At 56.8% G+C, this 14987-nt stretch carries 12 protein-coding genes and 1 pseudogene; 5 read left to right on the plus strand and 8 right to left on the minus strand.

Translation table 11 applies throughout. The features are described 5' to 3' along the window. Positions 1-221 precede the first annotated feature (221 nt). Both repC (GGD46_RS20685) and GGD46_RS20690 read left to right on the plus strand, forming a co-directional pair. Complete coding sequence (gene repC, locus GGD46_RS20685; RefSeq protein WP_184707323.1) at positions 222-1481, plus strand: plasmid replication protein RepC; 1260 nt, start codon at positions 222-224, stop codon at positions 1479-1481. Positions 1482-1583: 102 nt separating this feature from the next. After that, a complete protein-coding gene (locus GGD46_RS20690) occupies positions 1584-2297 on the plus strand; it encodes an HAD hydrolase-like protein (protein WP_184707325.1) in 714 nt (237 codons plus the stop codon). Between the two features lie 1434 nt (positions 2298-3731). Here GGD46_RS20690 and GGD46_RS20695 read toward each other — a convergent pair. From GGD46_RS20695 to GGD46_RS20705, 3 genes are all read right to left on the minus strand, one after another. Continuing rightward, positions 3732-4115, minus strand: coding sequence for a cytochrome c (locus GGD46_RS20695; protein WP_184707327.1), 384 nt, complete (start codon positions 4113-4115; stop codon positions 3732-3734). Positions 4116-4170: 55 nt separating this feature from the next. After that, positions 4171-4527, minus strand: coding sequence for a hypothetical protein (locus GGD46_RS20700; RefSeq protein WP_184707329.1), 357 nt, complete (start codon positions 4525-4527; stop codon positions 4171-4173). 1174 nt (positions 4528-5701) lie between these two features. Then, positions 5702-6391, minus strand: coding sequence for a YafY family protein (locus tag GGD46_RS20705; RefSeq protein ID WP_184707331.1), 690 nt, complete (start codon positions 6389-6391; stop codon positions 5702-5704). A gap of 71 nt (positions 6392-6462) precedes the next feature. On the opposite strand from GGD46_RS20705, the gene GGD46_RS20710 reads away from it, so the two are divergent. Continuing rightward, positions 6463-6882: a VOC family protein gene (locus GGD46_RS20710; protein WP_184707333.1), complete on the plus strand. Its 420-nt coding sequence runs from the start codon at positions 6463-6465 to the stop codon at positions 6880-6882. A gap of 207 nt (positions 6883-7089) precedes the next feature. Further along, complete coding sequence (locus GGD46_RS20715) at positions 7090-7440, plus strand: YdeI/OmpD-associated family protein (RefSeq protein ID WP_184707335.1); 351 nt, start codon at positions 7090-7092, stop codon at positions 7438-7440. A 154-nt stretch (positions 7441-7594) separates the two neighbouring features. On the opposite strand, the pseudogene GGD46_RS33845 reads toward GGD46_RS20715, so the two are convergent. Both GGD46_RS33845 and GGD46_RS20725 read right to left on the minus strand, forming a co-directional pair. Then, positions 7595-7990: pseudogene (locus tag GGD46_RS33845) on the minus strand (recombinase family protein); the annotation flags it as partial. Positions 7991-8567: 577 nt separating this feature from the next. After that, entirely contained in the window at positions 8568-10025 is a 1458-nt protein-coding gene (locus GGD46_RS20725; RefSeq protein WP_184707340.1) for a sensor histidine kinase, read from the minus strand. A 468-nt stretch (positions 10026-10493) separates the two neighbouring features. Here GGD46_RS20725 and GGD46_RS20730 point away from each other — a divergent pair, with 468 nt between their 5' ends. Beyond that, positions 10494-10994 (plus strand): HIT family protein, encoded by a 501-nt coding sequence (locus GGD46_RS20730; protein WP_184707342.1) that lies wholly within the window; start codon positions 10494-10496, stop codon positions 10992-10994. 248 nt (positions 10995-11242) lie between these two features. Here GGD46_RS20730 and repC (GGD46_RS20735) read toward each other — a convergent pair whose 3' ends face one another. The 3 genes from repC (GGD46_RS20735) to repA all read right to left on the minus strand — a co-directional run bounded on the left by repC (GGD46_RS20735) (position 11243) and on the right by repA (position 14966). Further along, complete coding sequence (gene repC, locus GGD46_RS20735) at positions 11243-12478, minus strand: plasmid replication protein RepC (protein WP_184707344.1); 1236 nt, start codon at positions 12476-12478, stop codon at positions 11243-11245. Between the two features lie 168 nt (positions 12479-12646). After that, the gene (gene repB, locus GGD46_RS20740) at positions 12647-13654 is read right to left on the minus strand and encodes a plasmid partitioning protein RepB (RefSeq protein WP_184707346.1); all 1008 of its coding nucleotides are present in this window, start codon (positions 13652-13654) and stop codon (positions 12647-12649) included. A gap of 103 nt (positions 13655-13757) precedes the next feature. Further along, entirely contained in the window at positions 13758-14966 is a 1209-nt protein-coding gene (repA, locus tag GGD46_RS20745; protein WP_184707348.1) for a plasmid partitioning protein RepA, read from the minus strand. Positions 14967-14987: the final 21 nt, after the last annotated feature.

Consider the following 14987-nt stretch of genomic DNA (forward strand, 5'->3'; position numbering starts at 1 on the left):
GAAGGGCCCGCCGACGGCAATCGGCAGACCCTTGGTCCATTAGCCAACGGAACGAAAACGAACCGTAAGCATCAGCGTTTAGCAATCTGATTCTAGGACGGTCACGGCACATAATCAAGCCTCTGTCAGTGCAGGGATGCTTTTTTGTGCCTAGTCTTCTGCTGGCTTCCTCACAAAATATATGTGGGACTGCGGTCGTTTTCGGCTGCAGCAGGAAAGCTATGACCGAAACGGCACCTGTCGCGTCTTTCAGACGCGTGACGCCAGGGATCGTCGCCAGCGCGCGCCTCGCGATGGCCAATGATGTCCCTGATATAGCAAAAGCTGAAATTGCGCTTCTCTTGAAGAAGGCTGCTCCCGTCCTCGGTATCGACGGAACGACCTATCATGTCCTGGATATTCTGCTTGGCCTCTCACGAGCCGATGATTGGAAAGGCACAGGCCGCCCGATCGTTGCCATATCCAATGCGAAGCTTGCCGAGTTTACAATGCGCTCCGAGCGGACAGTCATCCGCTGCATACGCAGATTGGTCGAGGCCGGAATAGCTGCCTATCGAGACAGCTCCACCGGGCGTCGCTTCATCTACCGTGGCGACAATGGCGAAATCAACGCCGGCTATGGAATTGATTTTACCCCGGCGCGCGTAAGAGCCTCAGAGCTCAAGCTTGTCGTTGAACAGTATCACGCCAAGCTGAACCGAGAGCTTGCCGCCAGGAGAGACGTAAAGAGACTGGCACGAGCGCTCGAAGACATCGGCCGAGCCTTCCCGGAAAAGCAGGCAGATCTACGTCTATACGTGAGCTCAATCAACTGCGCAGATGTCGCGATTGAAGAGCGGGCAGAGATGTTCAGAACGCTACATCAATGTGTCCTCGACGAGATCAACTCATCGGCTGAAGAGCTTAATATGTCAGGCGAGGGTGACACTGGTGACGGGCCTTATATAAATAGAACCCAAGAATCTTTATCTGATAGTAGACCATCAGGGACTCGCTCTGACGAGCGAGACATAAATTATGACGGCAGCAATGCTGCCAAGATGGCTTTTGAAAAGGATATCGGGGAAATCGACGCCCAAGAGCAAACACCGGCTTCATCGGTTCGAGTAGATGTCGGTGATTCCGTGCAGGTAGAAGTCCTCGGTTCCGTGTCAATCGGCCTCATTCAGGCAGCTTGCCGCGAAGCGCAGGCCCTACTCGGGATAGAGTTCACTTCCTGGTCGTCTCTGGCGAGATCTGGTGAGGCTCTGAGGCGGGTCGTTGGACTTTCGGAAGCTGGCTGGGCTGACGGCCGTGCCAGGGTTGGCGTCTATACTGCAAGCGCAATTCTGGCGACGGTGCTTGAGAAATACATCCGTGATCCCGAGCTGATCTCGAAGCCTGGCGGATATTTCCGCGCTATGGTCGATCGGGCCACGGACCGAAGGCTCAATCTCGAGCGTACTCTCTTCGGTCTGGCTGACGGGGTTTATGGAAAATGACGAAAGCTGAGAGTAACAGCTGTTACGATAGCGATAGACCAGCTCTGCAGACCTCTCAGGCATCAACTGAATGGAGCGGCGCCTCGAAAGGAGAACCTGGTTGTGGCTGACCTTACTGTCCTTGACGGAACGACCATAGCGTTTGACCTCGACGGAACTTTGGTGGACACCGCGCTAGATGTCATTGGAGCGGTCAATGCCGTTTTGATTGGTGAAAACTCCGCGCCGTTGGACTACGCCAAAAACCGGGCTTTCGTTAGTCGCGGCGCCCGCTGGTTGCTTCAATCGGGCCTTGTCGCTTCGGGCGTAGAGAACCCCGTTGCTCGGACAGCGACCTTGTTTGAGCGCTTCACTCGTTATTATGAAACCCATATCGCTGACGAGAGCCTACCTTTTCCGGGCGCAGTCGCAGCCCTGAAGGAGCTGAGAGCCGCCCGCACTAAGCTAGTGGTGTGCACAAATAAGCCAACTCATCTTGCGCGCCGCCTGTTGGCCGAACTCGAGATGATCGCCTTGTTCGATTGCGTCATGGGTGTCGATGCCGTTTCAGCAAGCAAGCCCGACGCGGCTCATCTGGTTGAAGCAGTAGCGGCCGTGAGTGGTGATATCACGCGTAGCATCATGATCGGGGATGCCGAACCTGATGCCCGAAGTGCGCGTTCGGCTGATGTACCGCTAATTCTGGTCAGCTTCGGTTACAGCGAAACGCCGGTATCGGCGTTCGCTCCCGATATCCTGCTTCATCAGTTTGGGGATCTGACAGAGGCTTGTTGCGAATTGGTCGGTGGAATGCAACCTCGCGAAGCGCTCGGCTAAGTAAGCGCTTTCGTTCAATGGCTGCTCACGCAGCGCCGGGCTTTCGATCAGGCTTGAGTAGGATTGGTTGGGCCGTTGGTGGATAACTTTGCTGGCTAACCATTGAAAGAACGGTCTTGGAATGCGTGGATGACATATCCCTTTGCCAAGCGACTTGCGACGCAAGGCAGGCGGAGTTGAAAAGCGAGACATTGCGGATGGCAGCGAAGACGCTCCTCCGCGACGAAGTGGGTGAGGAATGAACGCAACATATCGACCTCCGGAGGCGGTCACCACGGAGCGCTTTGTCGTAAGCGCGAATTCAGCCTTCCAACGCTGCAGCCATTTTTGCCGGGTGGGCGACGGATCCTGACGTGACGAAATATCTCACCTGGCGTCCGCATGTAGATTTGGCGGAAACAAAGGAGGCCACAGCACAGTTCCATAGCGATTGGGACGGCACCTCTAGTTTTCCGGCGGTGATCTGTCCTCGGGATACGCGCCGTGAGCCGATAGGGAGCATACACGCGCTTTCTCATCCGCAGATATATCGGACCGAGGCAGCATGCGATATCGACAATGTCGCCTCGGCAAGGGTCATGCGGAATGCGGGCATGTCGCTGGATGCTCATGCTTCGCCGATATCTTCAACATCCAAATGTCTCGAGCGAACCGAGAGATGCCTTCCTGTATTCACTGGTTCGCTGACCTCGAAGGGCGGCCGCGCTCCTAGCAGCATCGACGATGGCGGGCGGGTAATGCAGGCAGCAGCTCCTTTATTGGCCCATGAGACGGCAACCGCGAGCCTGCTTGGTGTTGGTCGATCGGAAGATGCGGCTTGCGCGCGATAATGGTTGTTTATGTATGTAGCGTAGTTTAGATTGTAATTCCTGGCATAGATGGCCAAGGATGCGATTTTATAGCCCTGCGGTGCCGTTGGTCATCCCGGTCGCAAGATGTCGCTCTACGGGCCTGTATGTGGGCGGAATTTTCGGATTGCACGATGAATAAATACAATCTGAAGTAGATTTCAGCAAGTTTCAACGCAAATGACTCTCAAGCATGGTACGCGCAGATGCAGCGGATCTGCTGGAGCCGTTCGGAGGAATTTATGAAAGAAGGGTGGAGACAAGAAGGGGTGCCGTAACTGCGTGCTTCGGAGCTCCCGGAGATTGCCGCCTAAAATGGGCTTCATTGTTCCTTTCACGGTCATTGTGGTGCCATCGAAGCACCCGGCACGCCAGCAATTTCAGCTGAGGTTGGAATGACACTCTGAGCTTTCATCACCGTACATATGGTTCTCGACAACTCGGTGCCTGAAAGCGAGCACCATGTCCGGAGACGCCGATCACCGGAGACAACGTTCAACTTCTGCCGGTTAGCTCTTATGAGCTTTTGCAGAAGCCTTTGCCCGGAAATCCGCGATGCGTAACCGGGAATTGCGCAACACCCTGATCATTTGGTCTTGGCGATCTTATCTGTCAGGTACTCATTGAGGTCGCGAAAGTCCTTAACCGTCCATGTGAAAGGAGGTAACTTCACACCATTTTTTTGCAAAGTCTCTCGAATAAGATCGCTGTTGGGGCGGTGTATCACGGATGATACAATGACACCGGGATAATCCCGTAGACGCTTTTTGAACTCGGGCGTTGTGAGATTGGGTGTCGGTGGATTGCTCTTATCAGCCCAGGGACTCATGCCCTTCATGTCTGTCCCGTGGCTGACGGCGCAGCGGCTCAAGAAGATCTGCTCTCCATTTCCGCCGTCCGCAAAAGACGCTGACTGCATGCAAAGCACGATCGCCAATGCTGCAGCTATCAACCCATTTTCAGCCATCATGGTGTCCAGCCTCCGGTCGTGTCGAGCCGTGTCGCGTGAAATGATGTCTAAGTGGTTACGGCGAGTTGCATCCTTCCTGTTCTTGCGCCAGGCTGTGACTATTGATTGAGATCGCTGGCGGGATGATCCAGTCTCCCCAATGGCTGAGATAGGGCCAATAAATTGCCTCCGTTTCGAGGATCTTTATCAGGTCCAAATATTTCGATCTTGCTTCAGGCTCATCCGACACTGCGCTCCTCCACGGCATGAAGTGGGTTGGCCTCAGAAGCCAGTCACCCTCAAAATCGCGAGTTTCGATGCTGGGCAAGGACGTCAGTATCGCGGCGATCACAGGATCTGGCCTATGGCATACGGCGTCCCGTGCCGGACGTTCAACATTGTCGATAGTTTCAACGACCATATCCAGGCTCATCCTTATGTTCTGCTGCCGTCCCTGCAGGATAAGTTGGTTCAAAGTCCGTAGGGAAGATGGCCTTCGTGTCACTGCGAATCCTTAGTCAAGGTCGAGAGGAGCCGATATCACTTGAGCGATTTCTATGGGGGGCTGTCGAGCCGTTCCTACCCTATCTGCCGCAAGATGTGCTGCGCATAAATGATCGCTTCAGGCGGACTATATCTTCCGGGTGTTCGCTCAGGAGCGCTTCGGGGAAATCTACCGGATCGCTTTGGATCACATACCGCCTGCTATAATCACCTCTGGCTTTGGACCATCTCGAGTGTTGGGGACGGCATATTGGAGACGATTGCGGGTCTGCGAACCGGCGGCGTCAAGATGATCTACGGGACAGCGGCCTGAGCGCACCACTCATCCGCAACTGCACAAAGCAGCCAGCCAGGTCGCCGTCTTGTGCCCGGTCGGGGCGGCCTCGCAACTAAAAAACGTGCTCTGGATGATCGGCTTGGGTTACCGGTCAAGATTGCAGTCACACCAAACCACAGCACGATCTCAAGGCGAAGATAGTCGGTGCGGCTACGATTTGCCTCTGACTGTTCACACCCCGAGCGCCATCCCTGGACGCGCCGAACGTAGCTTGATGGTGGCAGCCTCGGCGGGGTGGCTAGGACATGTCCACCAACAAGAGCTGGAAAGAGTAACAGTTGTTACCTCTCTCAGCTGCTTGTTTAGGTATTGCAGACCAGGGAGGAGCGGGGCGCTCGGAGTTTCGATCGGCATAGAAAGAGTAACAACTGTTACTTTGTTCGGCGTGATGATCTCTCATCTCCATCAAATGGGCGAACAGGACCCGCCGTCATTGTGGGCTAGAGAGGTTGCAGCAAGCATCGAGTGCCAGGGGGAGGCTCGTGAGCCCGGAATGCAAGCCGGAAGGCCGGTGCTTACAGCGGCCCATGGACCCGGTGTTGCCTGTGCCCGCCGTTCATCCCGATCTGTTTGATCGAGCGGAACCAACATCACTGCAATGGTGATGCTTCCTGCTTTCCAGGTTCACCAAAATCGCCTTGGTTGGCCGGAGCGCGCCAACAGGAGACGCGCCTCCACGCGTCGGTTCACATCGTGTTTCCCTATTGCAGACAGCCAAACCGGAATTGAAATGACCAAAGAGCGGTGGGCGGCACGAAACATTCCGTCATCGCGCTTGCGCGCTTAGCTGGCTGATATAGGTCCTGAGCAATGGCACTCTTCGGGGCCGAAAGCTGTGTCCCGTCCTTTCGGCTCGTTGAATCCTGTCGAGCCTGAACATGCGAAAATCCTCTCGAACCTGACACCATGCCAACGCGGTGAGCGCGTGGTCTGTATAGACCACGGCCAGGGGTAAAATGGTGCGTTCACTGTTCTCGGCATTCCGATCCGCGTAGACGATGTCGAGCGCGTATTCATCCCAACAAGCCCGACGTACGACATCGACAATGGCCGGCACGTTCATTCGACGATGAGGCTTGAAGACATGCGAGACGGCATGAAGCAATTGCTGCTCACGCCCATCGGGTAGCGTCGCGGCGATCTTTGCTTGCACTGCTTCTGCTGCTACCGTCATAGAAGGGTCGCCGATTGCTCTGATCTCTCTAAGGCCAAGCGCGATGACTTCGATCTCGCTGCGCGTAAAGGTCTGGGGCGGAAGCGCGTAATCCTCGATCAGCCGATATCCGTAGCCGCGCTCACCCTCGATGCGCGCACCGGCCGCGCGCAGGCTGTCGATATCGCGATATAGTGAGCGCAGTGACACCTCCATCTCCTCGGCAAGCCGCGCAGCCCTTATGGGTGGCGGCATCTGTCGCATCAACTGGAGAAGGCGGAACAGGCGATCGGATCGGGCCACTCTTCAACTGCCGGAAAGTGTCAGTTGGCATCTACTATACCTTTGCCATTGGCTCTCACAAGGATGGACAGATGGCAATCAACACAGTCACGCATATCAATTTTCGCGGTAACGCCCGCAAGGCGCTTTCATTCTATCAGGGCGTCTTCGGAGGTAAGATCGACATAATCAGCCACGCACAGGCCTACGGCACGACCAATCCAGACGAGGTGGATCTCGTCGGTTGGGGTCAGGTCGTATCAGAAGACGGTTTTGCGGTGATGGCTCATGACGTCCCCTTCGGCATGGCTTGGAACGCCGGGGAGATCCCTTACTTTGTTTCCGTACGTGGCCAAGACGCAGTCGAGATCTCCGCCTATTGGGTGCGGCTAAGCCAGGAGGCGACGATCATCCAGCCGCTCGAGGCGTCGGCTTGGGCTAAGCTCTATGGCAAGCTCAAAGACCGTTTCGGTGTAACCTGGGTGCTCGATGTTCCCGCCTGGCCGGCATGAGGCGTTTGGCCCAACAGCACTAATCAGAAAAGCGCGAGCCGCGTTTTACGCAAAAATCATGCCGTGACAAAAGATGGAGCGGCAATTTGCGACCGACAGGACGCGTGCCGCTCCCGCTTTGCTGCGAGGCAATGGTCACACGGTCGGCTCGGCATTTGTCAAACTCGCCGGATACATCTCCGGTCACACCAATCAGGAGCATGCCCCATGAGTGGATATCTGGCTTTTGCAGATCGTTTGGAGATCGACCGGTGGTTGGAGGCAAATCACGCCACAGCTGCCGAACTCCAGGTGCGGATCTACAAAAAGGGAACCGGAGTGTCGTCCATAGACTGGAACGGCTGCGTCATCGCCTGCCTCAGCTGGGGCTGGATCGATGGGCATAAGAAGGGTCTCGACGAGCAATCCTATATTCAGCGGGTCACACCGCGCCGTCCCAACTCAAACTGGTCGGTTAGGAATATCAACATCGCAGAGCAGTTGATAGCCACAGGCGGCATGCAGTCGGCTGGCCTCGCCAAAGTGCTCGAAGCGCAGCGTTCAGGACGCTGGCGGTAGGGATATGACGATGGGAGGTGTTCGCCACAATCGCCATCCATACAGAAGCAGCCCATTAGTTCCCCACTCACTTCAGGCATGTTCAGATCAATCCTAGAATGGCCGGTGGACCGCCAGCGCTCCTGCACCGGAAAACACATTCCAAGCGTCGCGTCTTCCGACCGTGTGCGGACTGCTCTCTCATCTGATCCAGTTGGGCGGCAATGTCGCGCAACGACAGGCCGGGATCGGCAATGGCTATCGCCGCTACGAGCTGCATCACCTGACCTGCTGGGGCCTGGCGGGCTATACTCAGCTTCGGCCAGCCTTTCGCCAACCATCTGACGCGCTGTTCAACACAGCCTTTCCACCGTCCAGTCATGGCCTTGGCGATTGAAGACCTTCACGACATTGTCCCATGCCGGGAGCGAGGTTGCCGGACGGTAGGAAACCGGATTTGCGCAGACGAGATCAGCTCGTTGAGATAGAGCTTTCCTTGCGCCTCAGACACTGTCTTGGGCGCTCGGTGACCCGGGGATGCATTCGTTGTTTGGCGCCCTTGGCGTGTCCGCTATCCGCTTTCTTCGTCCAGAGGGCTGCGTCAGAGGATGGGTTTTAACCGACTTAGAGCATGGAAACAGCCGCCAGAGGCGGAGGAATGCTCATCTTCGAAACCATAGTGTCTGTCGATCGCCCGCCGCTGGTTCTGCAGGTCGTTCCGTCGCCAAAATGTCGTACCGATGGCGGAAACTAAGGGCTTTCTTCGTTCCGTAAGGGATATTTCTTCGGTCATTTCAATGAATTATGAGAGGTCTGATATTGCCATGTTAGGGCCCATTGAGAGGAAGGGGGACCGGTATAGACCAACATGGATCAACGATTCGACCCGTCTTAATTTTCTATCATAGTCGGGAGGAGGATGCGAGACGTACCCTGAATCAACATTGTCGGCGGCAGGCAGGCAGGTCGAACTTTCTTACGGGTCTCCGTCAGCTCCGACATCATGCCACGGTCGATCCACCCACCCCGGCTGATTGGGCCTTTGGTGACTTGATGAACCTTATTCGGCTCCATCAGCCGGTGTCCCATTTCTTTGATCCATCGTCACATGGTGCCGCCGTCGCTTTTCGCACTTCAAGCCCACGATGTTAAGATCTGCCCGCTTTTTCCAAGGTTGCTGTATCGCGTGGGTTTTCAAGCCTCGAGTTGTTTGAGACAGTGGAGGCTGGAGCATTGGAAGCAGCGGCGGGGAACAACAGGCGCACGGTCAGCCCTCCCCCACTCGTTTCTGCTAGCAAGACGGTGCCGCCATGCGCATCCATGATCTGTCCGACGATGGCAAGCCCCAGCCCCGTGCCCTCCCCCGTGCTGCGCTTGCCGCGGACAAATGGTTGCAACACGTTCCCACGCTCGTCGGCTGGGATACCCGTGCCATGGTCGATCACGCGGATTTCGGCTGACGGCAATACCTCCACGACGATCAGTTTCGTGCCATTGGCGTGCCGGACGGCATTGAGGATCAGATTCTCGAGCGCCACACGGATTGCGGCCTCCGATCCGAAGGTTGGCACGGGTCCCGCCGGCGCTCTCAATTCAATCTCGATGTCTTGCTTCAGCGCCATCGGCACCTGATCGGACGCAACGACCCTGGCGACCGCGGCAAGATCGGTCTCAGTAAAAGTGAGTGACTGACCGGAAAGGCGCGCCAATTGCAACAAGGTGGTAACGATAGAGCCGAGACGCGTGGTGTCGTGGATCAGCCCGTCTCGCAACTCGCCGTGCGGCACCTGTTCCACCTTCAGGCGCATCTTGGTCAGTGGGGTGCGCAATTCATGCGCGGCGTTGGCGAGGAAGCTGCGTTGCGCCGTGAAGGCGGCGTCGATACGCGTCAACGCTGTGTTGAAGGCTGCCACCATCGGCTTCAGCTCACTTGGCGTATCGGCATCTGATATGCGGCGACCATTGGGCAGCCCGTCGATCTGCGCCGCGGACCGTACAACGCGCTGCACCGGACTTGCGATCGTTCCCCGGACAATCACGATCGCGATCGATGTGGTGGCGACCAGAATGAGGCTGAGCAGAGTGACCAGCCCTGCAGGGGGACCTGGTACAAGCGCGACAAGGACGGTTTCCCAATTTGAGAGCACGATCCCGCCGACGGTAACGATCTTCAAGCCGCCATCCTTGCTGATCGACCTGATGCCCAACATGTCGCGATTGTCTTGCCGGTAGCGAAACTCCGAATATTGCACTTCGCGCGGGGTCTGCTCGAACACACGCCTGGCTTCCGCGGGTTGGCTGCCTCGCGTGAGCACCTGCCGACCGTCTTCGATCACATACCAATATGCCGGTTGCGCCTCAGCCAACTTGACGAGGTTCCGGGTGAGCTTCAGCCGGTTAAGCGTAAGATTGCCATCCGCATCATAGGTGACGGCGGCAGTCAGCGTGCGAGCAAGTTCGCTCGTATTGATCTGTAGGCGATCTTCTCCACCTATGCTCAAAATAACAATGAGCGTGAGCACCGTTCCCAACAGCATCACGGTCGCCATGCAGACGACCAGCAAAGCGGCGACAGGGAAGGCGATCGAGCGACGTGCATTTGTCATTTCAGGGCTTGTCCATAGGTGTCGCGAACGCTCTTGATGACGACCTCCAAATCGTTTGCCGGCGCCAGTCTGCGGTTGCCACATTACCGCAATGTTACGAGGGCACTCAATGAACTCCATCCGGAAGGGCGATATGTGGAATGTTGTCTCGGCACGGACATAGGATATTTGCTCGCCTCGACGGATGGAGTTCAATCGATCTCCGAGGAACATCAAGATCATTGAGGGGCAAGTCGATACTGGCCCCAGATCATGGAGAAGAAGAGCCATCCCAGGCGGTCACCCTTCCCCAGCCAAAGGTAGCACGTGTGTGATATCTCGCCGCGCGGCATCTGATCTCTTCCGACTTGCCGGCTCATCGAGCGTGTGGAGGCAGCATTGCCTCGACGGGTCCAACGACATGATCGAATCCTTGAAATCAGTATCCGCAGGCCATTGTCTCTGATGCCTAGGCTGATAGTTTCGGCCATGGCCACGGTTTATCGCATCCCCGAGCAGTTCCAGATCGCCGAGACTGAGGGGTGGTCGGTGAACCACCGCATCAACTCGGCCCTGCCCGGCTATCTCATGATCAGTTCGAAGACGTTCACCAACGATCTGAGCGAGCTTTCGCCCCAATCCCTCGGCGAACTCGGCCCTCTTCTTGCCAAGCTTCAGAGGCTGCTGAAATCCACCCTTGGCAGCGAGCGTGTGTATATAGGCCGGTATGGCCATACACCGGGATATCCGATCCATTTTCACGTCATCCCGATATATGGCTGGGTCGAGGATTTGTTCTGGAGCGATGCCCGATATCGGCTTCTTGATAGTTTCGCGGCCGGGCCGGGAGAGACGGCAACCGACGGGGCGGAGATGACCTTGTTTGTGTGGCGCGAATTTTGCGAGCGGCCAGATCCGCCGCCAATTATCGGTCCTTCCGTTGCCGACGTCATTGCGCTTCTACGCGAGAAGATGTCGGCAGGTGGGTGACGCAGGGGCACGGGCGGTGTTCTTTCTTAGGATGAACTTGAAAAGACCTTCCGATTTCGATGTGCGGCCAATCCTTGGCCTTCTTGCCCTCTGGTCCCGCGCCGACCCGAAACCTGCATCCAGATATAACCATTTCCAATGGCTTAGCATGTTGTCAGCTGACAACAACGAAGCCTCCCCTCCCCACGGAACCTGGCGATGCCCTGCGACCTGACGGGAAAGAGCGAGAGTTCCATCACGCCGGACCGTCACGAGGGTCGAGGTTGAGCGACTGGTGAAGAAGGCAATCCTCCGCCGCGCTGTCGCAACAGAGCCGTGATCATTGGTCCCAGCGAAAACTCACCCCTCCTGGTTCGTGTCGTCAGGTCGCGCAAATAGGCGCCGGGCGAGTTTATCTGCTCGCTTCGTTCCAGAATGCAGGCAACGATCGTGGCCGCATTTTCCGTGCCCATCGTGTCGCATGCAGATTGATAGGTCGATGCCGTGATGCCGAGCATGGATCGCACGATGATGCTGGCTTCCACGAGTTCGCGCCAGCGCCTGATCCCTTGCCCTGAACCATAACTGATGATCTGAGGGCAGGCTCGCAGCACAAGCTCCAATGGGAATGCCTTGAGTGGCAGCGTAGGCCTCAAGGATGCCCGATCGGGCCGACGGCCCATCTCGCTTCGAGCTGCGTGTTCAGATTCATTCGGAGATTCGGGTTTTGAATCCTGTAAGTGGTGCTCATCATGGGCATCACTGGTGCCCAGATTTTCGGTATTATCCAATTGTTGCAAGCGTTTGAGGATTTCTTCCTGGAGAAGGGTCAGTTCGCGCAGAATTTTCCGGATTTCGTCCAGGCTGGGGGAACGGGTCATGTGGCTGAGAACGGCGACATAGGCCTCCTCAAAGGCAGCCCATTCTCCTGGGGCTCCCTCGCCGATTGCCGCTGAGATCAGTTTTCGAACGTTCCTCCTGCAGATGGTCAGATCTTCTTTGACGTGACGCAACGCTGCACGATCGCTCGCGACCTGTTGCGCCAGCGAAGCCAATTCGTCTGCGCGCGAGAGGAGGGGGGAAAGGTCAAAGCCAAACGCGGTTCCGATTTCACCGGCGTTATCTCTACGGGCATAGCGCTTGCCGTTTGCGCTATCCTTGCGGATGATCAATCCTGTTTCGACAAGCAGCGCGAGATGGCGGCGCAAGGTCGCTCCTGCGATACCGTGTGCGCGCCGCGCCAGGAGCGCATTGGACGGAAAAACGATCAGCTGCCCGCATGGGCGTAGCTCGCTTTCCGGGTGGAAGCTCAATAGGGCATGAAGCACGGCCAGGGTGCGGTCTTGCAGGCCGAGGAGTTCGCGCGCTTCTGAGGCGTCGCGAAACACTTTCCATTTGTCGACGGTTCTTCCCGTTTTGACACGTCCGGCAGCGGTTTGACGTGTAAGCGAGGCAAGCGTCATCGGCCGCCGCCCGAACGGCGTCGTTATATATCCATCTTGCATTGTCTTTCACCTTTTGATCGGCAAAAGAAACCCGCTCACCAAAGCGGCGCCAAAGACTCTTGACTGCGATTCATGGAAATGCGATTCTCAGGCTGCTTAGACCAATGAGAGAGGCTTCCAGGACGGCGACGTTTAGGGGGCCTTTTTCTTTTGCTCAGTTTTCCTTTTCTATTCTTCCTGCAGCGACTTATCCTTCCTGAAGCTCTCATAGAGGGCGGGAAGTTGGCTCATCAAAAAAGCCGCAAACGCTTCGTCACGCTCCCGGCTGATCTGGATGTTGCAGTGCTTGGCGGATAAGGACAGTTTCGCGATCTGCGAGCCGGTTGTGGCTCTGGCGACAAGCGGCGCGACCACTGCCGATTTTGCGCCCTTGTCCGACGTCTTCAGCGCACGGATCACCGCTGCGAAACGATCGTCGGATCCTTTATGGGCAAAGGTCCTGTCGGTCGTTGCCTTGCGAAGCTTTGCTTCGGATTGTTCCGCCTTAAGCAGATCGGCCAATTCTTGCCATCGTCCACGGCCGACCTTCGGAGCGCGCCCGATTGCCACGATGATCCATTCGGGTACGGCTTGTACAACAGCGATTAGCTTTGATACTTCCGCCCTGTCTACGGAGAGGGCGGATTGGATCAGAGGACGCTGGAAGCCGGCTGCCTCGAGCTTATGGGCGAATGCCGCACGCTCGATGAAGCTAAGATCTTCGCGCGCAGAATTCTCTATGCCTTGTGCAACCGCAAGTCGATCATTATCCAGCTCACGAATGTACGCTTTGACTGGCATGCCAAGCTCGGCGGCCGCGCGCAGTCGGCGATGACCATAGGCGACCTGATATCGTCCCGACTCGGACGCATGCGGCCGCACCAGGATCGGCATTTGCTGTCCGTGTTCAACCATGGAGGCCTTGAGGGCCTCGATCGCCGTCGCATCCTGATCCGCAAAACGATCGCTGAAGGGAGACGGATCGATCAAGAGTGGATTCAATTCGACGGGGAGAGCACCTTCCCCGATGCTCTGCTTCAAAGCCTCGTATTCGCGCTCGACCTCCGAGAAGGTGTCCTGCAGCGAGCGGACGGCTCCGGCGGTTACGCGCTGCACGGCTCCACGGTTCTCGCTCTGCTGGGTGTCCTCCGCTCCGGCTGCAAAGAGAGAGCGGATCGATTGTGTGCGCTTGCTCATGGCTCGGACCCTTTCACCGGCTTGCCGGCAAACTCGGCTGCTTTGGGCATGTTGTCTGCAGACAACATGTTAAGCCGTTGATTTTCTTGGATATGGATCATCGCTACCTACCCCATACGCCGTTGATCAGACCAATGGCTTCGCGATTGACGGCACTGATCGACTCCATCGCGCGATCATAAGTCGAGCGGCCGACCGCACCTCGGGAAAGCTCGTAGAGCGACTGCTTGGTCAAGCCGGCATTGGCGATCGCGGTTGATTTCCAGGCTGCAGCAGCCATGACATCGGTTGAGAAAACATCACGCAGCAATGCGACAATCTCCTGCTCTGGAACATCGCGGGGATCATGCCGAGTCACGAGAAACCGCAGAAAGTCATAGTCGAGCCGACCACCTGCCTCTTCGATGACGGATACCAGGTCGGATGTCATCAACAGGAACTGGCTCATGGAGGCGACATCAACCATCTGCGGATGGACGGTGACGATCATGCCCGTTGCGGCATTCAGCGCCCCCATCGTCAGGAAGCCGAGCTGCGGCGGGCAATCCACGACGACGACATCAAAATCATCGGCAACCTGATCGATGGCACCGGCGACGCGTCTGAAGAAGAGATCACCCGGGCGCCCCCGATTTTGCAGCATGTAACGCGGTGTTTGATGTTCGAACTCCATCAGCTCCAGGTTTCCTGGAACGATGCTGATGCCTGCAAAATAGGTCGGCTGCACGACGTCTTTCATCGCGACGCGGTCATCGTCGTAGCGGATCGCGCCGTAGAGCGTCGCGTTTTCAGCAACATCAAATTCGGGCTGGTAACCGAACATGGCGGAAAGTGAAGCCTGAGGATCGAGATCGATTGCCAGAACCCGATACCCTTGCAGAGCCAAGCCTTGCGCCAGGTAGACCGAGGTCGTCGTCTTTGCCGACCCGCCCTTGAAGTTGGCGACCGTTATGATCTGCAGTTTTTCGCCATCGCGACGCCGAGGCCAGAATCGGACCGCTTCTTTCGGTCGAGCGCTTGCGAGATATTGGCGCAGTTCATTGATCTGCTGGAGCGTATAGGATCGCCGGCCACCGTTTCCGAGATCGGGCGAGGGGCCAAGCCCGTCCAGGGAGAGCTGGCGAAGATATCCGTCCGATACGCCGACGATATCCGCGACTTCTCCTGACGTGAATGACCGAAGCGATTTCTGCGCCACAGGAGGGAAGGCTCGCTCGCCGACCGCGCGCAATCGCGTGGAGAGCGCTTCCGCACGCTGGGTAATGTGTGCGGAGGTTGATGCTCGATTGAGGTTTGCATCAATCACGTTCAAGGTAGCCTCTGTTTTCAGACG

Source organism: Martinezella lusitana, assembly GCF_014207095.1.
Taxonomy (GTDB): Bacteria; Pseudomonadota; Alphaproteobacteria; order Rhizobiales; family Rhizobiaceae; genus Rhizobium; species Rhizobium lusitanum_B.